This is a genomic window from Stenotrophomonas sp. 86428_Sma (assembly GCF_056481585.1).
In genome coordinates, this window is sequence record NZ_CM151156.1 from 2,556,799 (window position 1) to 2,577,384 (window position 20,586).

26 protein-coding genes are annotated in these 20,586 nt (G+C 64.6%); 12 read left to right on the forward strand and 14 right to left on the reverse strand.

All coding sequences use genetic code 11. The features are described from left to right. Positions 1 to 222: 222 nt before the first annotated feature. Entirely contained in the window at positions 223 to 2,871 is a 2,649-nt protein-coding gene (locus tag ACZK3J_RS11770; protein ID WP_478475825.1) for an excinuclease ABC subunit UvrA, read from the reverse strand. 179 nt (positions 2,872 to 3,050) lie between these two features. Here ACZK3J_RS11770 and ACZK3J_RS11775 point away from each other — a divergent pair, with 179 nt between their 5' ends. The 4 genes from ACZK3J_RS11775 (at position 3,051) to ACZK3J_RS11790 (ending at position 4,938) form a co-directional block, all read left to right on the forward strand. Beyond that, a complete protein-coding gene (locus ACZK3J_RS11775) occupies positions 3,051 to 3,329 on the forward strand; it encodes a hypothetical protein (RefSeq protein ID WP_049463391.1) in 279 nt (92 codons plus the stop codon). A 125-nt stretch (positions 3,330 to 3,454) separates the two neighbouring features. Beyond that, a complete protein-coding gene (locus ACZK3J_RS11780) occupies positions 3,455 to 3,709 on the forward strand; it encodes a hypothetical protein (protein ID WP_049463392.1) in 255 nt (84 codons plus the stop codon). Then, complete coding sequence (locus tag ACZK3J_RS11785) at positions 3,706 to 4,128, forward strand: low affinity iron permease family protein (protein WP_049463393.1); 423 nt, start codon at positions 3,706 to 3,708, stop codon at positions 4,126 to 4,128. The genes ACZK3J_RS11780 and ACZK3J_RS11785 overlap by 4 nt, the downstream gene beginning before the upstream one ends. Before the next feature lie 312 nt (positions 4,129 to 4,440). Next, the gene (locus tag ACZK3J_RS11790; RefSeq protein ID WP_049463394.1) at positions 4,441 to 4,938 is read left to right on the forward strand and encodes a YciE/YciF ferroxidase family protein; all 498 of its coding nucleotides are present in this window, start codon (positions 4,441 to 4,443) and stop codon (positions 4,936 to 4,938) included. Between the two features lie 39 nt (positions 4,939 to 4,977). Here ACZK3J_RS11790 and ACZK3J_RS11795 read toward each other — a convergent pair whose 3' ends face one another. The 4 genes from ACZK3J_RS11795 to ACZK3J_RS11810 form a co-directional block, all read right to left on the reverse strand. Then, on the reverse strand, positions 4,978 to 5,712 hold the full coding sequence (locus ACZK3J_RS11795) for a DNA-formamidopyrimidine glycosylase family protein (RefSeq protein ID WP_049463395.1): 735 nt from the start codon (positions 5,710 to 5,712) through the stop codon (positions 4,978 to 4,980). Further along, entirely contained in the window at positions 5,705 to 6,466 is a 762-nt protein-coding gene (locus ACZK3J_RS11800; RefSeq protein ID WP_049463396.1) for a DUF72 domain-containing protein, read from the reverse strand. The genes ACZK3J_RS11795 and ACZK3J_RS11800 overlap by 8 nt, the downstream gene beginning before the upstream one ends. Beyond that, positions 6,463 to 6,870 carry a BLUF domain-containing protein gene (locus tag ACZK3J_RS11805; RefSeq protein ID WP_414576611.1) on the reverse strand — a complete coding sequence of 136 codons (408 nt, stop codon included), beginning with the start codon at positions 6,868 to 6,870 and terminating at the stop codon, positions 6,463 to 6,465. The genes ACZK3J_RS11800 and ACZK3J_RS11805 overlap by 4 nt, the downstream gene beginning before the upstream one ends. Positions 6,871 to 7,167: 297 nt before the next feature. Continuing rightward, positions 7,168 to 7,386: a hypothetical protein gene (locus ACZK3J_RS11810; protein WP_049422351.1), complete on the reverse strand. Its 219-nt coding sequence runs from the start codon at positions 7,384 to 7,386 to the stop codon at positions 7,168 to 7,170. 324 nt (positions 7,387 to 7,710) lie between these two features. Between ACZK3J_RS11810 and ACZK3J_RS11815 the strand changes: the two genes are divergently transcribed. Next, complete coding sequence (locus tag ACZK3J_RS11815; RefSeq protein ID WP_049463399.1) at positions 7,711 to 8,103, forward strand: response regulator; 393 nt, start codon at positions 7,711 to 7,713, stop codon at positions 8,101 to 8,103. A 112-nt stretch (positions 8,104 to 8,215) separates the two neighbouring features. Here the strand turns inward: ACZK3J_RS11815 and ACZK3J_RS11820 are convergent, their stop codons facing one another. The 7 genes from ACZK3J_RS11820 to ACZK3J_RS11850 all read right to left on the reverse strand — a co-directional run bounded on the left by ACZK3J_RS11820 (position 8,216) and on the right by ACZK3J_RS11850 (position 13,545). Beyond that, entirely contained in the window at positions 8,216 to 8,644 is a 429-nt protein-coding gene (locus ACZK3J_RS11820; RefSeq protein WP_049463400.1) for a BLUF domain-containing protein, read from the reverse strand. A 157-nt stretch (positions 8,645 to 8,801) separates the two neighbouring features. After that, positions 8,802 to 9,494, reverse strand: a complete 693-nt coding sequence (locus tag ACZK3J_RS11825; RefSeq protein ID WP_277778437.1) for a glycosyltransferase family 2 protein — start codon at positions 9,492 to 9,494, stop codon at positions 8,802 to 8,804. Further along, the gene (locus tag ACZK3J_RS11830; protein ID WP_049463402.1) at positions 9,491 to 10,078 is read right to left on the reverse strand and encodes a class I SAM-dependent DNA methyltransferase; all 588 of its coding nucleotides are present in this window, start codon (positions 10,076 to 10,078) and stop codon (positions 9,491 to 9,493) included. Before ACZK3J_RS11830 ends, ACZK3J_RS11825 begins: the two co-directional genes overlap by 4 nt. Further along, complete coding sequence (locus tag ACZK3J_RS11835; RefSeq protein ID WP_049463403.1) at positions 10,075 to 10,833, reverse strand: PIG-L deacetylase family protein; 759 nt, start codon at positions 10,831 to 10,833, stop codon at positions 10,075 to 10,077. Before ACZK3J_RS11835 ends, ACZK3J_RS11830 begins: the two co-directional genes overlap by 4 nt. After that, entirely contained in the window at positions 10,821 to 11,762 is a 942-nt protein-coding gene (locus ACZK3J_RS11840; protein WP_277778436.1) for an acyl-CoA dehydrogenase middle domain-containing protein, read from the reverse strand. Before ACZK3J_RS11840 ends, ACZK3J_RS11835 begins: the two co-directional genes overlap by 13 nt. Positions 11,763 to 11,864: 102 nt before the next feature. After that, positions 11,865 to 12,371, reverse strand: a complete 507-nt coding sequence (locus ACZK3J_RS11845) for a hypothetical protein (RefSeq protein WP_049463406.1) — start codon at positions 12,369 to 12,371, stop codon at positions 11,865 to 11,867. Positions 12,372 to 12,381: 10 nt separating this feature from the next. Then, positions 12,382 to 13,545: a zinc-dependent alcohol dehydrogenase gene (locus tag ACZK3J_RS11850; RefSeq protein WP_107431976.1), complete on the reverse strand. Its 1,164-nt coding sequence runs from the start codon at positions 13,543 to 13,545 to the stop codon at positions 12,382 to 12,384. Positions 13,546 to 13,692: 147 nt separating this feature from the next. Between ACZK3J_RS11850 and ACZK3J_RS11855 the strand changes: the two genes are divergently transcribed. The 3 genes from ACZK3J_RS11855 (at position 13,693) to ACZK3J_RS11865 (ending at position 15,174) form a co-directional block, all read left to right on the forward strand. Beyond that, the gene (locus ACZK3J_RS11855) at positions 13,693 to 13,881 is read left to right on the forward strand and encodes a hypothetical protein (RefSeq protein WP_080355380.1); all 189 of its coding nucleotides are present in this window, start codon (positions 13,693 to 13,695) and stop codon (positions 13,879 to 13,881) included. A 99-nt stretch (positions 13,882 to 13,980) separates the two neighbouring features. Then, positions 13,981 to 14,619, forward strand: a complete 639-nt coding sequence (locus ACZK3J_RS11860; RefSeq protein WP_257470664.1) for a DUF6766 family protein — start codon at positions 13,981 to 13,983, stop codon at positions 14,617 to 14,619. Between the two features lie 3 nt (positions 14,620 to 14,622). Beyond that, positions 14,623 to 15,174, forward strand: coding sequence for a cysteine hydrolase family protein (locus ACZK3J_RS11865; protein ID WP_134950739.1), 552 nt, complete (start codon positions 14,623 to 14,625; stop codon positions 15,172 to 15,174). A gap of 24 nt (positions 15,175 to 15,198) precedes the next feature. Here ACZK3J_RS11865 and ACZK3J_RS11870 read toward each other — a convergent pair whose 3' ends face one another. Both ACZK3J_RS11870 and ACZK3J_RS11875 read right to left on the reverse strand, forming a co-directional pair. Further along, a complete protein-coding gene (locus ACZK3J_RS11870) occupies positions 15,199 to 15,432 on the reverse strand; it encodes a hypothetical protein (RefSeq protein ID WP_049422290.1) in 234 nt (77 codons plus the stop codon). Positions 15,433 to 15,751: 319 nt separating this feature from the next. Continuing rightward, positions 15,752 to 16,639 carry a LysR family transcriptional regulator gene (locus ACZK3J_RS11875; RefSeq protein ID WP_006367409.1) on the reverse strand — a complete coding sequence of 296 codons (888 nt, stop codon included), beginning with the start codon at positions 16,637 to 16,639 and terminating at the stop codon, positions 15,752 to 15,754. 169 nt (positions 16,640 to 16,808) lie between these two features. Between ACZK3J_RS11875 and ACZK3J_RS11880 the strand changes: the two genes are divergently transcribed. Genes ACZK3J_RS11880 through ACZK3J_RS11895 form a run of 4 tightly spaced genes read left to right on the forward strand, consistent with a single transcriptional unit; the run spans position 16,809 to position 20,572 of the window. Beyond that, complete coding sequence (locus tag ACZK3J_RS11880) at positions 16,809 to 18,038, forward strand: MFS transporter (protein WP_478475826.1); 1,230 nt, start codon at positions 16,809 to 16,811, stop codon at positions 18,036 to 18,038. Positions 18,039 to 18,049: 11 nt separating this feature from the next. Then, positions 18,050 to 19,036 (forward strand): aldo/keto reductase, encoded by a 987-nt coding sequence (locus tag ACZK3J_RS11885; RefSeq protein WP_478475827.1) that lies wholly within the window; start codon positions 18,050 to 18,052, stop codon positions 19,034 to 19,036. Positions 19,037 to 19,061: 25 nt separating this feature from the next. Beyond that, positions 19,062 to 19,538: a (R)-mandelonitrile lyase gene (locus ACZK3J_RS11890; protein WP_168356089.1), complete on the forward strand. Its 477-nt coding sequence runs from the start codon at positions 19,062 to 19,064 to the stop codon at positions 19,536 to 19,538. Then, positions 19,535 to 20,572, forward strand: a complete 1,038-nt coding sequence (locus ACZK3J_RS11895) for an alpha/beta hydrolase (RefSeq protein ID WP_414576521.1) — start codon at positions 19,535 to 19,537, stop codon at positions 20,570 to 20,572. Before ACZK3J_RS11890 ends, ACZK3J_RS11895 begins: the two co-directional genes overlap by 4 nt. Positions 20,573 to 20,586 lie beyond the last annotated feature (14 nt).

The window sequence follows — 20,586 nt, forward strand, 5'->3', positions numbered from 1 at the left end:
TTCTACCCCATCGTGCTCTACCCGCCTCCCGTCATTCCCCCTCCCCCGTTGACCTGGAGGGAGCGGATTACCTTGAAGGATGCGTCTGGAATCACCGCCGAGCCCGTTGAGTACAACCTGCACTGCAGTGGATGCCCTGATTGTCCATAGCCCGCATCTGTTGATGAGTGCAGTGCTGGAACCACGTGCGTGGATTCTTCGTCAGCCGAGCATGGCTCGGCTCTACATAAGAGCCAGCTCCCTGGCAAGGAACGGCGCCGTTCTGCTGCCTTTGGCGCGCGCCACCTGTTGCGGCGTTCCCTTCGCGACGATGGTGCCCCCTGCCCCGCCAGCGCCGGGGCCGACATCAATCACCCAGTCCGCCTGTGCAACCGCGCGCATGTCGTGCTCGATCATCACCACCGTATTGCCCGCGTCCACCAGCCGCTGCAGCTGCACCAGCAGCCTGTCCGCATCCGAGGCATGCAGGCCGGTAGTGGGTTCGTCCAGCACGTACAGCGTGCGCCCGCGTTGGCTGCGCTGCAGTTCGGTGGCCAGCTTGATGCGTTGCGCTTCACCACCGGAAAGCTCGGTGGCCGGTTGGCCGAGCCGCAGGTAGCCCAGCCCGATCTCCTGCAGCAACTGCAGCGGCCGGGCAATGGCCTCTTCCTCGCTGAAGAACGCATGCGCCTGGTCAACCGTCATCTGCAGAACCTCGGCGATGTTGCGGTCATTCCATTGCACGTTCAGCGTGGCGTCGTTGTAACGGGCGCCGTGGCAGGTGGGGCACGGCGCATAGACGCTGGGCATGAACAGCAGTTCGACACTGACGAAGCCCTCGCCTTCGCAGGTATCGCACCGGCCCTTGGCCACGTTGAACGAGAAGCGACCCGCATCGAAACGACGGCGGCGCGCGGCGGGTGTCGCGGCGAACAGCTTGCGTACGTGATCGAACAACCCGGTATAGGTGGCCAGGTTGGAGCGTGGCGTGCGGCCGATGGGCTTCTGGTCGACCTGCACCACCCGCTGGATGGCGCCTACATCGCCTGCCAATGTGCCCCGCGTCGTTTCAATCACGGTCGGGCCGTCGGTGGGCGCGCTATCGGCGCTGTCGTCCGCGGGCTCATGCCCGAGGTGCAGCAGCAACAGCTCGGGCAGCGCCTGCGCCATCAGGCTGGACTTGCCGGAGCCGGAAATACCGGTCACCGCCGTCAGCAGCCCCAGCGGCACCTGCGCGTCCACGCCCCGCAGGTTGTGGCGGTGGATGCCCTTCAATTCCAGCCAGCGGTTGGCGCTGCGCTGTTGGCTGGCAGGCGCCGGCACCTGATCGAACAGATGCAGGGCCGTGCGCGACTCCTGGACGTGGCGCAGGCCATCGGGCTCGCCACTGTAGAGCACGCGCCCGCCGTGTTCCCCCGCCTGTGGGCCCACATCCACCAGCCACTGTGCGCGGCGCATCAACTCCAGGTCATGTTCAACCACGAATACCGAGTTTCCGCCGTCGCGCAGCCGCTCAAGCGCGTCGTACAGCGCCTGGCTGTCGGCAGGATGCAGGCCGGCCGAGGGTTCATCGAGCACATACAGCACGCCAAACAGCAACGAGCTGAGCTGGGTGGCCAGCCGCAGGCGCTGCAGTTCGCCGGCCGACAGGGTTGGCGTGGCGCGGTCCAGCGAGAGGTACCCCAGGCCCAGGTCACGCAATTGCCGTACACGGGCCATGACCCCGCCTGCCAGTCGTTGTGCTGCCAAGCGCTTCTCTTCGGACAGGGCGGAGGTCAGCCGCACGTCGGGGGCACCCTCGTGAGTCGCCTGGCCACTCGTGGCCCTCCGGGCGCGATCGCGGGGTGTCGCGCTCCTGCTGGTGCGAGCGCCCTTGCTGTGCGCGCCGAAATCACCTTGTGCGATGGGCTCCAGCAGCGCCGCCAGCTGGTCCAGCGGCAGCCGCATGAACTCACCGATATCCACGCCGGCGAAGGTGACCGAGAGTGCCTCCGGCTTCAGGCGTTTTCCGTGGCAGGCCGGGCACAGCCGGCCTTCCATGTAGCGCGACACGCGCTTGCGCATCAGCGCGCTCTGGGTATTGGCAAAGGTGTGCAGCACGTAGCGGCGCGCGCCGGTATAGGTGCCCATGTAGCTGGGCTCCTGCTTGCGCTTCAGTGCGGCGCGGGCCTCGGCGGGCGTGAACCCGGCATAGACCGGCACGCTGGGGGCCTGCTCGGTGAACAGGATCCAGTCCCGGTCCTTCTTCGGCAGCTTCTTCCACGGTATGTCGATGTCGTAGCCGAGCGTGACCAGGATGTCGCGCAGGTTCTGGCCATGCCATGCCGGCGGCCAGGAAGCGATGGCGCGCTCACGGATGCTCAGCGACGGGTCCGGAACCATAAGCGCTTCGGTTACTTCGTAGACATGCCCCAGGCCATGGCAGGTGCTGCAGGCGCCCTGTGGCGTATTGGGCGAAAAGTCCTCGGCGTACAGCATGGGCTGGTTGGCCGGGTACGCACCGGCACGCGAGTACATCATGCGCACCAGGCTGGACAGCGTGGTCACGCTGCCCACCGATGAACGCGCATTGCTGGCGCCGCGCTGCTGCTGCAGGGCCACTGCCGGCGGCAGCCCGTCGATGGCATCCACATCGGGCACGCCCGCCTGGTCGATCAGGCGCCTTGCATAGGGCGCGACGGATTCGAAGTAGCGCCGCTGCGCTTCGGCGAACACGGTACCGAAGGCCAACGATGACTTGCCGGAGCCTGATACGCCGGAGAACACCACCAGTGCGTTACGCGGAATGGAAACGTCGACATTCTTGAGGTTGTGCTCGCGGGCACCACGCACCTCGACGCAACCGCTGGCGGCGGCAGCGCATGACGATTCACCAAAGGGGGTGTTGGACATTTCAGCGTTCCTGCATTCGGCGGGCGGGCCGCGCAATGGGCGCGCCCGGTAGGCCATTCTCGCTGCTGCGGAGTGAATGGTGTGAGGGCGCAGGAGGTGGAATGCCACCTTCACCCCCCTTGCTACGCCGTTGCGCGGCCAAGGGCTAGCGTGAGTCATCTGCACGATAGGAGGCGATCATGCATCCCGATGTACTTGGCTGGATCGCCACGGCGGTCCTGATGGCGACGTTGATCCGGCAGATGGTGAAGCAGTGGCAGTCGCCAAACCCCGAGGCGGTATCGAAGTGGCTGTTCGTGGGCCAGATGACCGCGTCCGCGCTGTTTACCGTGTACAGCGCGATGCTGGGCAGCACCGTCTTCGTGGTGACCAATGCGATGTTGCTGTTGACGGCCGTGGTGGGCCAGGTGATGGCCTGGCGCCGTCGCGGCCGACCCCGAACACCCCCGCCCTGCTGATTGTTAACGCGCTTTGCCTGAAGGCTTGACGCCACGTTGCTCCGCCCTTGATGGGGCCGCTCACGATGCAGTTCCTATGCTGGGGGCGCCACCTGAGCCGTGGCACCCAACCTGGAGACCGCACCATGCAACGTGATCAGAAAGACCTTCCCCACCCGGACCCGGAAGCGCAGAATCCCGATCCTGTCAGTCCACTGCAGGCGAAGCTGCACAACCGCCGCAACCATGACGAAGCGCTGCAGGAAACCTTCCCCGCCAGTGACCCGATCTCTCCCTTTGTTGCTGCACCAACCCCCGAAGAGCAGGCCAAGCGCCTTGGGGAGCGGGTCACGCTGCCAGACCGCCGCACGGATAAGGAGGCCGCGGGAGGTGACGCGTGATCGGGCGCGGTTTTGCCCGTGTGGCGGCCGCAACGGCACGATTGTCCGGCAGCCTGGGCGCATTCGTCGCCGCGCTGGGGGTGATCATCACTTGGGCCGCCAGCGGGCCGGCCTTCCACTTCAATGATACGTGGCAGCTGGTGGTGAATACGGGGACGACCATCGTGACCTTCCTGATGGTGTTCCTGATCCAGCATACGCAGAACGCCGATACGGCCGCGCTGCACATCAAGCTGGATGAACTGATCCGGGTCAGCAAGGATGCCAACCAGGAGCTGTTGAACCTGGAATCGATGGAGCCCGCTCACCTTGAAGAGATACGCCAGCGTTACGAGGCACTGGCGAAGACCGCTGCAGACATCAAGTTCAAGAAAGAGCGTTGCATGCCTTGCGATGCGGACGCGGCCGCCGAGGCCTGAAGGGGGCCGCGACGGCGGCAGACCCGCGTGGGGATGTCCTGGTGCAAGGCGCTGCCCGGCAGGGCTTGCAGCGCTGTTCCGACGGAGGCCATCGACCGGGGACGCAAGCAGCCCCAAGCTACGATGCCATCGTGAAGCCATGCCGAAGGCCTGCCGGCAGCGAAATGCAGCCACACACGGTGACGGGCGCCGCTTCGTGAAGACGGCGCGCAGGCTTTCTGCTGACGTTCCCATGCAGCCTTCACCTGGCCCCTGCTTTGGCGCAACCGGGCGACGCCTACGCTGAGCGCTCCACTCAACGCGGAGCCCACTATGGCTATCAAGACGGCGGAAGACCTGTTCATCCACGAACTCTCGGACATCTACAGCGCCGAGAAGCAGCTGACCAAGGCCCTCCCGCGCCTGGCCCGTGCGGCCGAGAATCCGGATCTGGCGGCGGCGTTCGAAACGCATCTGGAAGAAACCCAGGGCCAGATCGAGCGCATCGACCAGGTGGTGGAGGTGCTTGGCATCCGCCTGAAGCGCATCAAGTGCGCGGCGATGGAGGGTCTTGTAGAGGAAGGCAAGGAGGTGATTGACAGCATCGACATGGGCCCTGTGCGTGATGCCGCGCTGATTGGTGGCGCGCAGAAGGTCGAGCATTACGAAATTGCGTCCTACGGCACCATCGCCGCGCTGGCCAAACAGCTGGGCTACAAGGATGCCCTCCCCTTGCTGCTGGAGACGCTGGAGGAAGAGAAGGCGACCGATGAAAAGCTCACCCTGCTGGCCAAGGGCGGCGGCAACGCCAAGGCCGCGCAGGCTGCCTGAGCCGCGGGGAATGCAGCCCGGCCGCCATGGAAGGCGGCCTCAGGGTTCGTACAGCACCTGGTCGTTCGGGCAGAAGAAGGTGCGCCGCCGGGTGGTACCCATGTACAGCTTGCTGATCGGGCCACCGCAGACCGGGCAGATCCTGCGCGTATGTACCTGCCAGTGCTTCTTCAACGCGAAGCGGCGCTTCCACTCCAGGAAATCGAAGCTGTAGGCGCGTGCCTGCGTGATCAAGGCGGTGAGCTTGCGCGGCGGCAGGTTGCCCAAGCGAGTGGCCGGGTGCACGCCTATGCGGAACAGCACCTCGTTCTTGATGATGTTGCCGACGCCGGCGAAGACGGTCTGGTCCAGAAGCGCGTCACAGACCAGGACGTCCGGCATTGCCTTCAGCTTGCGCCGAGCCAGCTTCGGATCCCAGGCATCGTTCAACACATCCGCGCGCCAATCATAGACGTCGTCCAATGGCTCGCCAATGAGCTTTACGGAACAGGCATAGAAGTTCAGCTCGCCATTGTCGAACCCCAGGGACACCCGCGCAGGGGTTGGCTTCCGTTCGTCGATGCGCCAGCTGCCGAACATCATCAGATGGATGCGCAGGGTCTGGTGGCTGAACTCCAACAGGAAATGCTTGCCCCAGCTTCGAACGGTTTTCACCCTGCGTCCTTGAAGTGGCGACAGATCGATCCGGCTGTTCCCTGAAACCGCGCGGACGACGTGCCCTTTGAAATGCCTCGCAGCCTCGCACAGCAGGACAATGGATGGGCCCTCAGGCATGCTCGTCCTCCTGCAGCAAGGCCTGCAGGCGCAGGGCGTTGCTTGTGGCGTGGCCCAGCGCGGTATTGTCCAGTACGAACCAGACTGATCGTTGCGTGTCGGCTTCGCGCCGCAGCCGTTGCGCCAACTCCGCCAGGGTCTGTTCACAGTACGCACTGCGATAGATCTGTGGCTGGCCGTGCCAGCGCCAATAGCTCCAGGAGCGGTCCCCGCCAGGAATCGCGGCTGAGGGCGCCCGTGCCGGGTCCGCGGCAACCCGTGCAACACCATGGTCGCTCAGCAGGGCGTCCGCTTCCGTAGTGAACCAACTGGGATGGCGCGGCTCACAGGCCACATCGACCTGGACGCGTTCGCGCAGACCCTGCAGAAAGCTCTCCGCCGTCGCCGGTTCGTATGCCAGGCTGGGTGGCAACTGGAGCAACAGCGGACCCAACCTGTCACCCAGTGCCAGCACCCCATCAAGGAACCGCTGCAGCGGCGGCATTGCATCGCGAAGCCGATGTTCATGGCTGATCGAGCGCGGCATCTTCACTGCGAAACGGAAATGGTCCGGTACGCTCGCAGCCCACCGCGCATAGGTACTGGGCAAGTGCGGACGATAGGACGAGGAGTTGATCTCGACCATGGGCAGGCGGGTGGCATAGCGTTGAAGAACGCTATTGCCCTGCCCAAAGGCTTCCTGCGCCGACCGGGACAGGGACCAGCCGGCACAACCGATGCGTACCGGACCAGACGGCGACGGAGTTGTATTCATCGCGCCACCCAGCCGTCAGGTTCGATAGCGCGGCTGGCAACGCCTTCCAGATTTGATTGCGTCACCCACAACAGGCGATCGAGCGCGCTGGTGCCTGAAGCCAGCGCCGATGCGCTGCGCACGAAGCCTGTCCAGTCGGAGATGGCGATCTTTCCCAGCGCCAGTTCATCCACCCGCACGCAGCACATCCGCCAATGGGGGAACTGCCGCCGCCCCACCCTCCCCCGGTTGAGCTCAACCACGCCGCTGTGGCTGCCGGCTGCCAGGATCCGCTTGTACGCGCCGTTGACCCCAGCCTCGGGGCCTTCGAGGTACTGCAGGAAGCGGCTGCCATCAATTAACAGCGTACCGGTGACATCGGCGGATTCATTGAACAGCACCGCGTCCATCACAAGCTGCTGCAGTCATTCCGCAGTCAGGCTGTCGGACGCTTCACTTACATAGGCAATTGCGCGAAGAGGCATGACACCACCGGCTGTTGCAGACAGCCCTACCTTAGCGACGCGCATCGTACGCGCGGTGACACCGGTGTGGAGGTTGCGTCGAGCTGTGGCGTGGCCGCTGCGCATCGCGTCTACACGCAACGTGCGCTTCAGATGTGCGCACGCGTGCCAGCACATGGCGGGCTTCAGCCGCGAGGGCGGCCGGCATGGGCTGACAGTGGCAATCAAGGCGGAATGCCGTATCGGCCCAGGTCGCACTCAGGCGGTCATCGAGCTGGAGAGTGCTGCGCCCGGGAAACCCTTGGGCCTGGCCGGGTCGCGGCCCGGTTCCGCCGAAATCAGCGCCTGCATCACGTGATGCTGGACGCGATTCCCACTCTCCTCCATGCCCACGAAATACACAAAACGGCCATCGAACTTGGCCTGCGCCCCCTCCAGGGCGGTGTTGGCCTGAACGGCTCGCTTCAGCGACTTCATCCACACCCGTTCGGGTGTGCGGTCAAGCTCTACAACAACGGCGGTGCCACCGCAGTCTAGGGACATGCTCTCGACACGCAGCACGCGTGGCGAAGCGGGATCGGTTCCAGGTCGATGCATGGCAGAAGCTCCAGTGTCGAAGATGGCGGCAATAATCCATGGCCGCTGCCAAAATGCCGTCAAGGAACGCCGCGCTCTTTCCACGCCACCTCGACAGCATTGGCGACACCTTCCCAGCTTCGCACCGGGCTGACATTCCACACGCGCAGCGTTGATGCAGCACAGCACACACTGCAGTTCCCGAGGCAATACAGGCATGCGCGCATGCAACCCGATATGAGCTGGCGCAGGTGCAACCTGCTGCTGGTGGAAGATCAGTTCGATCTGGCCGCACTGATGGAGCAGGCGCTCGAAGACGGAGGGGGCCAGGTAACCCATGCGTATAGCGTGTTTGATGCGATGGGGCTGTTGGAGAAGCAGACGTTCGATGGCGCCGTGCTGGATGTGGAGCTTCGTGACGGCGTGGTCTTTCCGGTTGCCGATCGCTTGGCCGAGCTTGGCATCCCGTTCCTGTTTGTGTCTGCGGTCTACGACCAACTGGTGCCGCAGCGCCACCGAAGCGCGGCCTTCGTGGCCAAACCGTTCCACATCGCCCAGTTGCAGCAGGCCGTCCAACGCGTGATGGGCGATGCCTGCACGCCCTTGACCACGCACTGATCCTGCGTCGCAGTCAACTCAGTGGTGTGTCAGCAAGGGAAAACCCATTTCACTTGTCCTGCGCCGCCCTGCGAAATTCGGGAGGGTCGGCCTACAGCAACGCATCGACCAGTCAGGCCGCTTTAGCATAGGGTTCGACGATCGAGAGGAGCTTTTCCATCGCGGTAGCTCCCGCCTGGTTCGTCGCCGCCCGCTGGATGAAACTGGTCCAGTCAGCAAGGGCGATCATCCGCAGCTCATCCGCACTGACTGGCAGGCAGCGCATTGGCCAGAACGGCAACCGCCGTTGCCCGACACGCCCGCGAGCAAGCTCCATCAGGTCGGTGTGACTGCCGGCGCCACTGACGCGGGAGAAGGCCACATCCAGCCCGTCGGCGGGGCCCTCCATGTATTGCAGGAAGTGCCGGCCGTCGAATAGAAGCACGCCGGTCACACCCGCTGATCGGTTGAAGCGGGCCGCATCTTCCATCAGTGCTTCCAAGCGCGCGGACGTGAATCCAGCGACGGCTTCGCTGACATACACAATGGCTCTGTTCGGCATGGTGGCGCTCCTGCTCTCCCGGTCGCTCAATCTAAGGCTGGTGTCGTTGAGAGACCGTAAACGCCAAACGTGAATTGGTCACATATCGCCCGGCGAACCGGTGTTTTTAACAGCATTTCCGTTGCATCCCGCCATGGCACGCCGAAGCGGCTGATTTTCAAGCCAACAGGATCGGCTGGCCCGCCGCCGGTGCGGCGCCCAACCCGCCCATCTCCGCCAGATAGGCTGAAAACCCGCCTGTCGCGCGCCCTGCCAGGCGGGCACTGGTCATGACGAGCGGCGCCCCCGCCCACCGCACATCAGCGCCGAGACGCTGCAATGTCCTCACCAGCTGGACGTCCTCCCCGCAGTGCAGTGGCGAAAAGCCGCCTGCCGCACGATAGGCCTGGGCGGAAACACCCAGGTTCGCGCCGTGGATACGCCCATGATCGTCCTCCCATTGCTGCCGCCTCCGGAACGCCTTGCGCAGGCGCTCCTCGGCGCTGCAGTTCGTTGCGATGTCCACCAGCCCGCAGAAGACGTCCCGGCGTCCCTCAAGCTGTGCGACCAGCCACTCAGGAGGTACCTCGCTGTCCGCGTCCGTGCTCGCCAGCCATCTTGCACCCCGGCCCAGCAGCTCGGCGGCGGCGGCGGCTCGGGCGATGCCGACGCAGCGTGCATCCAACCGCAGCGTATCAACCCGTTGCTGGGCGCAGATGGATTCCGTGGCGTCCGAACAATCGTCCAGCGCAACAATCACCTCCACCGCTTCGCCACCCAGCCCGGGATTCAGGGCCGCCCTCCTGATCGACTGCAGGCACCGCTCCATGCTGGCTGCCTCGTTGTGGGCCGGAACCAGCACGCCTATCACCGCAGGCCCTCCAGTCGGGCCAACGACATCGCGCCGCGCGTCCAGCCCTGCAGTACGAAGTCCGCGTCGCGATAGTGGAAGGCCTCCTGCAGGCCTTCACCCAGGCATCGATGCACGACCTCGGTGCGGCTCGCGCGCCCCGGGAACGAGGGCAGCCAATGGCAGGCCACCAGCAGTCCATCATCACGAAGCGCTTCCCCGATACCGGTGCGCAGCTCGCGCAGCGCGCCGGCTCCCAGGTAGTAGCCCATTTCGCCGCAGACGATCAGATCGAAGCGGCCCGGCGGCCATTGCTCGGGATGGCTGGCGCAGTGGACCTGCACGTGCGGCAGGTGGGCCAGGTTGCGGCGCGCCTGGAACGCAGCACGCGGGCTGATGTCGGTTGCCAGAAGTCGCTCGCAACGGGCGGCCAGGGCCTCGGTCAGTACGCCATTGGAACAACCCAGCTCCCACCCGCGAGTGAAATGACGCTGGCTCAGGCTTGCCAGCAGCAGTGCACGCTTGCGTTCTTCATACCATCGGCTTCGGTAGCCGAACGGGTCCTCCTGCTCATGCAGGTCATCGAAGTACGGTTGCGCGCTCATGCCAGGAAAACCTCGTAGTTTCGGAAGAATCGGGTCAGTACATGCGCGGGCAGCACCGGAGGGCTGTTCAAGCCCGGCACGTCGCCCGTCTGCGTCCGGAAATGCGCGATCGCGTTTCGTTTCGCGGCCGCTACTGCTGAAATGTCGACCAGTCTGGGCACCTCCCACGCCATATGTGCACAGGCCGGATCCAGCCAGTGCCATCCCCAGACCGGGTACTCCAGACGGCGGCACCCCACCGCCCGGGCGGCGTGGCAGGCAGCACGCCCTGCCGCTTCATGGTCGGGGTGGCCATCAAACCGCCATGGCGCCAGGATCAGGTCACGCGGCTGCAGATGCTGTTGCAGCCAGCCTTCCAGGCCCTGTTCGTGCGTGCTGACCGCGCCGTCGGCGATACCCAGGTGAAATATGGAACCGGCCGGGATGCCGAGTTCGCCAAGGGCCGCGGCAAGCTCCGCCCGCCGTGCCGACCGCAAGCGCCCTGGCGTCCACCACGGCTCGCCCGGATAGCATGCTTCGCCGTCGGTCACGGCAACGACGCTCACCTCCATGCCCTGCCCCACTGCGTGATGGAGCAGTCCGCCACAGCCGAGGATCTCGTCGTCCGGGTGCGGCGCGACCACCACCAGGCGGTCATGCCCGGTGCACAGCGCGCTTGCCGGCGTAATCGGCTGCTGCCAGAGCCAATTGCAGCGCAGCCACGCCTGTTCCTGCGTTCCTTCGCCTTGCAGCGGTGCTTTGGCTACAGCGCCCATGTCGCCTCCTGGGCCGCCCGCCGCCCACCCAGCCATTCCCAATCGCGGTCGGCGTGGTTCTGGCGAAGGAACACGGTCAGGTCAGCGCAGCGGTGGGCATGGGCATCTTCCAGGCACATGGGGGCCGGGCCCAGGGCCCGACCCGCCAGATCCAGCACGCGCGTAGCCGCACGCTCGACCACGCAACGTATCCGCACCACGTCCTCGCGATGCGCCGATTCGGGCTCGGCATCGATGCGTGCCGCCAGTTCGCGAAGCAGCGCCGCTGCCGGCGCCAGCGCGAGGTCCACTTCACCCAGTAGACGTGCACGATTTCCCTCGGTGCAGGCTGATCGCATGCGTTCGGCCAACGCGACCGCTGCGCCAAACCATACCGCCGCCATACCCGCGCCTCCATGCCAGAAGCCCGGTCGTTGCAGATAGTCATCGCGAGCCCCCAATATCACCATTGGCGCGGCATCAAAGCGCACGGTGGTGGACGGAATCCCGGCCATGCCGACGGCGGGCCATGGCTCACCCGACAGCGTACCCCAGTGCTCCGCTGCGACTTGGCACAGCCACACCCCCTGAGCACTGCGAACCGTGACCAATGCGGCATCCACCCAGGCGCTGCCCGAGCACCAAGGCTTGTCCCCGCGCAGTCTGCCCTCGGCGTCGATGCGAAGTGTGCTCGCCGGGCCTTCTGCCGCCCACACAGCCCACAGTTGGCCTTCAGCAGCCAACGGTGCCTTCAACTCGGCCATGATCGCCTGCGCGTCGTAGTGCGCCTCCAGCACCTTGGCCAGGCAGAGATCTTCGCCCCCCAACGCCGCAAGCGCCCTCCAACGATCCAGTGTCTGCCCGCATCCCGGTAATGGCAGTTCAGGCTGCTGGACGAACACCTGGCGGGCGCGGTTGATCAACGATGATGGCGGCGTCGCATCCTGCATGAGGGCTTCTGCAATGAAGATATGTCATGAACGTAGGCGGCAGGCGGTCATATCACTGTCTTGGAGGTGTGGCGGGCACATGAATGCCCCGCGCAGTGATCCTCACGCACCTGTCCCACGCCGTTGCTGCCTCACGCGCAGGCACTGCTGCAATTCCCACAGCCATGGCAGCACCACCAGTACCAGCGCCGGCAACAGCACGAGCCACCAGGCCTCAAGCGCCGCAGGATCCACGCTCAGCGACCACCGCGGCTGCGCGTGCCAGCCGACCCAGCCCAGCAGAACCCAGGGCGCGGCATCGAGCACGCTGTGCACGTGCTGCTCCGCTGGACTGATACGCCGGCGGCCGTCCGCGCTGACGGTGTCGAAATAGCCGGTGATCGCGTGTGCGATCACCAGAAGCGCCAGGAGCGCGACGAGTGACCGGGTATTCTCCAGCAGGAGCCATGCCAGCACGCCACTACCAATCAGCAGTAGCTGCAGCCCGTGCAATGCGCTTTCCCGCAACGCAGAGGTGTGCGGCAGGTCGGTACGCCGGTGGAAATGGAAGTCGAGCCAACCGGCGGCCAACCAGAGCGCATAGACGCATGCCATGACGATCGCGCTCATGGCGGCATGCTCAGGGTGTCAATACGATCTTGCGGCAGTCGTCGTCCTTGGCGTCAAACATCGCGTAGCCCTGCGCCGCATCGGCCAGTCGCATCCTGTGCGAGATGATGTCGCCCGGGTCCAGCTTTCCTTCCATGATTGCGTCGAGCAGTTCCGGCATCAGTCCCTGCACATGGGTCTGCCCCATCTTGAACGTCAGCCCCTTGTCGAACGCGTCACCCAGCAGGAAGCCATGGATGAAGCCGGCGTAGACGCCTGGGATGCTGACCACCCCGCCGCGGCGTGCAGCTGCAATACATTGCCGGATCGCCACGCCGCTGCTGCCTTCCAGCTTTACAGCGGTCAACGCTGACTCCAGCGCACTGCCCTCGGCCTCGAAGCCCACCGCCTCGATGCAGGCGTCCACACCCCGTCCACTGGTCTGGGCGAGGATGAAATCGGCCGGGTCTTCGATCTCGCTGAAATCAATGGGGGTCACCCCGTAGGCGCGGCGCGCATAGTCAAGGCGGTACCGAAGATGATCGATCATGAAGATGGTCTCGGCCCCCAGCAGGCGGCAGCAGGCCGCGCTCATCAGCCCGACCGGGCCCGCACCGAAGATGGCCACCGTTGAGCCCGGCTTCACCCCTGCGTTCAGCGCGGCCTGGTAGCCGGTGGGCAGGATGTCGGACAGGAACAGGACCTGCTCGTCGGCCACGCCTTCCGGAATACGTAGCGGGCCCACATTCGCCTTGGGCACGCGCACGAACTCCGCTTGGCCACCGGCAACCCCACCGTACAGATGGCTGTATCCGAACAGCGCGGCCGGCGGCAGAAGGCCCTTCTGATTCAGCGCCGCGCCCTTGCCGGTATTGGTGGTTTCGCAAGCGGCATACTCGGCCAGCCGACAGTGGAAGCACTCACCACAGGCGATCACGAAGGGAATCACCACCCGATCCCCCGGCTTGACCTGGGTGACGCCGCTGCCGACCTCTTCCACGATGCCCATGAATTCGTGGCCGAGAACATCGCCATCGTGCAGATCCGGAATCTTGCCCCGATACAGATGCAGGTCCGAGCCGCAGATGGCGGTAGCGGTAACACGCAGGATCAGATCGTCATCAGCCGCCAGTACCGGGTCCGGCACGGTCTCGACGCGTACATCCTTGCGGCCGTGGTAGGTCAATGCCTGCATCGCGGTTCTCCAGCAAGAGGGGGTTCCAGCATCGCAACACCCCCTCCCCCTGCGGTGACATCCCGGTGTGCATGGTGTTCATTTCGCGACGTCACCGCGTTAACCGCACTGGCCGCACGCTTCAACCTCCTGCTGCAGGAGCAACCCATGACCGACAAGCTCCCCTTCAATCCGACCACGGACGTGGATGATCAGTCGAAGGCACATACGCCGGACAAGCGGCGCAATGATCGAGCCAGATGGAAGGAGCACGACATGCCCGACGATGGCGATGGGCCCAAGGCTGTACCCGAGGACTACGAGCGTCCTGATCCCGATCCAACAGGGAAACGTTGAGACCGCCTCACATACTGGATGCGCCGGATTCACAGCTCATGGCCCGCTGGCGGCGCAAGCTTCATCATGGCCATTGAAACAGCCTGAACGAGGTGTTGCATGTGGAAGCGCAACGGTCTCTCGCTGGTGCTGCTTGTGCTCACCGTTGTATTCATTGGTGGGCAGGCAATTGCGGGACATCACGTGCACAACCAGGAGCTGCTGCAGCACGGACGCACGCCGATCGATCTCTGGCACTACCTGGCAACCGGGCATTTCGTCAGCGCCACATTCGAGAACTGGGAGAGCGAATTCCTGCAGATGGGGATGTATGTCCTTCTGACAGTGAGCCTTCGCCAGCGCGGTTCGGCCGAATCGCGGCCCTTGGACCCTGCGCAGGAACAGAATCGCGTCGAGCGGGGGCCCACGCCCTGGCCCGTGAGGCGTGGTGGCGCATGGAAAATCATCTATGGCCATTCGCTTGCCATCGCCTTCGGCCTGTTGTTCCTGGCCAGCTTTACGCTGCACGCATTGGGAAGCTGGCGCGCCGAGCAGGCCGAGCAGCGGCTGCAGGGCTTGCCAGTGCCGGGCTTTCTCGAGCACCTGGCCAGCAGCACGTTCTGGTTCGAATCGATGCAGAACTGGCAAAGTGAGTTTCTGGCCGTGCTGTCTCTGGTTGTGCTGACCATCTTCCTGCGTCAGAAGGATTCGCCACAGTCCAAGCCGGTCGAAGCGCCGCATGCGCAGACAGGAGATTGAGGCATGGCACGCCGCCCTTCTACCGCCCTGCTGATCATCGACATGTTCAGTCGTTTCGACTTCCCAGGTGCAGACGCGCTGGCGCCAGCGGCAGAGAACGCGGCCCGGCAGATCCGCCGCCTGAGAGACCACTTCGATGACCAAGGGTGGCCAGTCATCTATGCCAATGACAACTTCTCAGATTGGAAGCGGGACTTCCGCCAGCAAGTGGAGCAGTGCCAGCGGGACGGGGGGACGGCTGCCCGAATTGCCACAACCCTCTCCCCCCTGCCCGGCCACTATTTCGTGCTCAAGCCCAAGCACTCGGCGTTCCTCGCCAGTCCCTTGCCGATTCTGCTGGCCAAGCTGGGAGTACGCCGTCTTTGCCTCACTGGCATGACGGCCGACTCGTGTGTCCTGGCCACGGCGCTGGACGCCAACGCCAGGGAGTTCGAGGTCGTGGTGGCATTGGAAGCTGTGGCGGCGATGCCCTCGCAGAAACGGCATGCACTGGCAGTGCTGGCAGACTCGGGCGCAGCCCGGGTCGTCCGACTTTCGTCGCTGGTTTCTGCGTAATCGGCAGGATCAAATCGAGGCAGTTCAGGCCCGGTCCGCTACACCCTGTACACCGGCATGACCGGCGCAATGTGCACAGCAGAAGATCTGGCCCTTTCCTTCAACGCCATGCCCGATCACCGCGCAGTCGCAATGTGCACAGCGCGGCGCGAATGCATGAATCGCGCACTCGAACGAATCGAAGGTTCCGCTGCGTCCGCCCTGCTGCAGGGTGAAACTCTTGTCGTAGTTGTTGCCGCATACATCACAGGTGGCCATGTGGCACCTCTTCGTGCGTAAGGAAGGTGCAGTGTGGTGAGCGCGGGTGTCGGTGACCGTGAACGCAGTGTGTCCAGAAGGTCCAGAATACGCATTGCAAGGTACTCTAGAACGTGCCCCGCCCAGTTGACGGGTGGGCTGTCCAGGCGTGCGTTCCGCCTGGTCAAACTCTTGCCGTGTTCTGCATCGGTTGGGATGCGGCACGTTTCCGGATCGGTAGCGAAGAACCCGCACGCGAGGGCCGGCTGCAGGGCGGCGATCCTGTTCCAGTGAGCCCATCGCGGCTGTGATGCCGGACGGTCATCGAGGCAACATCGACCTAGACCCGCAATGCCTCGAGCACCAGGCTGAACGCCGGGGATGGCTGCCGTCTGCTCGGGTAATACAGATGATAGCCGGGGAACAGCGGGCACCAGTCCTCCAGTACCCGCACCAGGCGGCCGCTTTCCAGATGGGGTGCCAGCTCATCAACGGGCAGATGCACCAGGCCCAGGCCATCAAGCGCGGCATCGACCATGTGCGGTGACGTGCTGAACACCAGCGGGCCATCCACGCGCACATTGATCTCGCGACCCTTCTTCTCGTACTCCCACACATACAGTCCACCGCTGGTGGGAAGACGGATGTTGATGCACCGGTGACCAGTCAGATCGCCCGGCACCTTCGGCATTCCGTGCGCAGCGAAGTAGCCCGGCGTCCCTGCGGTGGCCATGCGCAGGCGTGGGCCGATGGGCAGGGCGACCATGTCCTTGTCGATGGATTCGCCAAGGCGAACACCGGCGTCGAAGCGGTCGGCAACGATGTCACGCAGTGCATAGCTGACGTCGAATTCGATGCGGATGTCCGGATAGCGGTGCAGCAGCGGCATCAGCTTGGGCAGCAGCACCGTGCGCAGTACGTGGTCGCCGCTGGTGATCCTGACCTGCCCGGCTGGCGTGTCCCTCAATGCAGTAAGTGCTTCGAGCTCCATCTCGATGTCGTCGAAGTGGTTGCCGATCGACTGCAGCAGGCGCTCGCCTGCCGTGGTCGGCGAAACGCTGCGCGTCGTGCGGGTCAGCAGCCGGATGCCGAGACTCTCTTCCAGGGTCTTGATGGCCTGGCTCAGTGCGGACTGGGTAACCCCGAGTACACCTGCCGCACGGGTGAAGCTGCCCTCCCGCGCTACGGTCACGAAAGCCAGCAGGTCATTGAAGTTGCGTCGTGCCATGCGTGCAGTGTGTCACAGGGATTGATTAGCGCAACTAATTGACCCATTCGAAATTGATTATCTAATCAAGTACCTCTGCGTGGTCCAGACTGGCCCCCTTCCCCACCAGGGGAGCTCCGGCCGCCGGAGCTTTCCGCCGTCATCGCCCTTTTTGGGCCTGGAAACCTTCATGTGTTCACTCAATCTCCCCCCGACCGGGGCGAGCACGGCCGCGCCTGTCCGCTCGGCATCTCCCAGGGAATGGGGTGCGGTGCTGGCCCTGTCACTCGGCGCCTTCGCGCTGGTCGCTTCCGAATTCATGCCGGTCAGCCTGCTGACGCCCATCGCCACCGACCTGCACGTCAGTGAAGGCCAGGCCGGACAGGCCATCGCGGTGTCCGGCGGGTTCGCCCTGGTCACCAGCCTGTTGGTCTCGCCACTGGCCGGACAGCTGGACCGCAAATGGCTGCTGCTGGGCCTCACTACCGCGATGATCCTCTCGGGCACGCTGGCGGCACTGGCGCCCAGCTTCCCGGTGTTCATGCTGGGCCGTGCGCTGATCGGCGTGGCCATCGGTGGCTTCTGGGCCATGTCGGCCGCCACCGCCATGCGCCTGGTTCCTTCGCACCAGGTGCCCCGCGCACTGGCCATCGTCAACGGCGGCAACGCGCTTGCCACGGTCATTGCGGCGCCGATGGGCAGTTACTTCGGCGCCATCATCGGTTGGCGCGGTGCGTTCTTCTCGCTGGTGCCGGTGGCTGTGGTGGCCCTGCTGTGGAAGATCGCCGCGCTGCCATCGATGAAGGCGACCGCCGGGCGCGCTTCCTGGAATGTGTTCGCGCTGTTGAAGCGCCCGCCGGTGGCGTGGGGCATGGCGGGCGTGAGCCTGTTCTTCATGGGCCAGTTCTCGCTGTTCACCTACCTGCGCCCGTTCGTGGAAGGCACGCTGCACGTATCACCTTCGACGTTGTCGCTGTTGCTGCTGTTGATGGGTGCTGCGGGCCTGGCCGGCACGTTGTTGATCGAGCCCTTCGTGCACAAGGCACTCTTCCGCACACTGGTGCTGCTGCCCGCACTGATGGCCGTGGTGGCGGTGTGCATGATCCTGCTCGGCAACACGCTGCCGAGGGTGGCGGTGTTGTTCGCCCTGTGGGGCCTGCTTGGCACGTCGGCGCCCGTGGCCTGGTGGTCGTGGCTGGCCCGCACCCTGCCCGATGACGGCGAGGCCGGTGGCGGCCTGATGGTAGCCGTGGTGCAGATGGCCATCGCCGTCGGTGCGACCGTGGGCGGCCTGCTGCTGGACCACCAGGGCTACCGCGCCACGTTCTGGTTCAGCGCTGTCCTGCTGTTGGGCTCGGTGGTCACGTCCTGCATCGCTGCGCGCTCGGCGCAGCACCATCGCCTGCCTGTCCATACCTGAAGGAGTCCCCCATGCACTACACCTGTCTGGGCCGATCGGGCCTGAAGATCAGCCGGCTGGGTCTTGGCACCATGAACTTCGGCGAGCTTGCCGACGAGCCAACCAGTTTCGCCATCATGGATGCCGCCGTGGACGCCGGCATCAACTTCTTCGACAGCACCGACGTCTACGGCGGACCGCAGTCGCCGGACATGGCGCAGGGCTTCGGCGTGTCTGAAGAGATCATCGGGCGCTGGCTCAAGCGCAGTGGCAAGCGTGATGGTCTGGTACTGGCGACCAAGGTGTACCAGCCGATGGGGCTGGGCCCGAATGATCGCCGGTTGTCGGCGTACCACATCCGCCGCGCCTGCGAGGCCAGCCTGCGCCGACTGCAGACCGACCACATCGATCTGTACCAGATGCACCATGTGGACCGGGCCACGCCATGGGAAGAAATCTGGCAGGCCATGGAACAGCTGATCCGCGAAGGCAAGATCACCTACGTGGGCAGCAGCAACTTTGCCGGCTGGGACATCGCCACCGCACAGGGCGTGGCCACCGCGCGGCACACCTTCGGCCTGGTGGCCGAGCAGAGCCTGTACAACCTGACCCAGCGCAAGGTGGAACTGGAAGTGATCCCGGCCCTGCGCTACCACGGGCTCGGCCTGATCCCCTGGAGCCCGATCGGCATGGGCCTGCTGGGCGGCGTGCTGAAGAATGTCGCCAATGGCCGACGCGCTACCCCGCACCTCCTGCAGCGTATCGAACAGCTGCGCCCGCAGCTGGAAGCGTATGAAGCGTTCTGCGATGAACTGGGTGAGGCGCCCGCCGACGTGGCGCTGGCCTGGCTGCTGCACAACCCGGTGGTGACCACCGCGCTGAGCGGGCCGCGCACGGTGGACCAGCTTTTGCAGAACCTGAAGGCCCCTGCGCTGAAGCTCTCAGTTGTTTCACTGGCTCGACTGGATGCGATCTGGCCTGGCCCCGGTGGCGAGGCGCCCAATGCCTACGCCTGGTAATCCCCCAACTCCTGGAGTACTCCCCATGTCCATGCTTCTCGGTACGTTGATATCCATGGCTGCGCCTGCGACCGGCGGCGGCCCGGCCAGCGATGATCTGAGCATAACGCCTGCTGGCAGCGCATCGTCCGTGGCGGGCCCCGCTGACTACTTCACTGGCAACGTGCGCATCGATGGCGGGTTCCAACGCCCTGCGCCGGCACGCGTAGGAGGTGCAACGGTCACCTTTGAGCCCGGCGCACGCACGGCCTGGCACACCCACCCGCTGGGCCAGACCCTCATCGTGACCGCAGGCGTGGGCTGGGTGCAGCAGTGGGGTCAGCCACGCCAGCAGATTCGTCCGGGCGACACCGTGTGGATCGCCCCGGGCGTGAAGCATTGGCATGGCGCAAGTGCCGCAGTGGCGATGACCCACATCGCGATTGCCGAGGCGGTGGATGGCAGCCCGGTGACGTGGCTGGAGAAAGTAAGCGACGAAGAGTATTCGGAGATGAGCGAATGAAGACGCTGCTGCTTTCTCTGGTCCTCGCGACCATCCCCTTCACTGCAATTGGACAGGACATGACCCGCGACGCCGACAACTTCTATCGAAGCACCCAGCTCATCAGCGAAAAAGTGCACTTCAACAACCAGTACCACATGCAGATCGTCGGCAATCTGTACGTACCGAAGAACCACAGGCCTGGGCAAGCATTGCCCGCGATCATCGTGGGCCATCCCATGGGCGCAGTGAAGGAGCAGAGTGCGGATCTCTACGCACAGAAGCTGGCTGAACAAGGCTTCGTGACCCTGGCTATCGACCAGTCATTCTGGGGTGAAAGTGCGGGCGAGCCCCGCAATGCAGTTGCGCCGGACATCTATGCCGAGGCCTTCAGTGCAGCCGTCGATTACCTGGGCACGCAGCCACAGGTGGATCGCGAACGGATCGGCGTGCTTGGCATCTGCGGCAGTGGCAGTTTCGTGATCAGTGCGGCCAAGATCGACCCGCGCATGAAAGCCATTGCTACCGTCAGCATGTACGACATGGGCGCTGCGAACCGCAGTGCCCTCAACCGCTCGCAGAGCGTTGAGCAGCGCAAGGCCGTGATTGCTGCTGCCGCGCGCCAGCGTTGGGTCGAAGCCGAGGGCGGCGCCGCACAGTACACCTCCGGCACGGTGCATAGGCTTGAGGCAGATACTCATCCGATCCAGCGCGAGTTCTACGACTTCTACCGCACTTCGCGCGGCGAGTTCACGCCGACTGGTTCATCACCGCAGCTCACCACCCACCCGACGCTGACCAGCAACGTGAAGTTCATGAACTTCTATCCGTTCAACGACATCGAGACCATCTCCCCGCGTCCGATGTTGTTCATTGCGGGTGATCAGGCGCATTCAAAGGAATTCAGTGAGGAGGCCTACCGGCTGGCGGGACAACCGAAGGAACTGCTGTGGGTGAAGGGTGCAGGCCATGTGGATCTGTACGACCGCACCGATCTGATTCCGTTTGCAGCGCTGGGGGCGTTCTTCCGGAAGAGGCTGGACGGAAGCATGTGACAGGCCAACGCCCC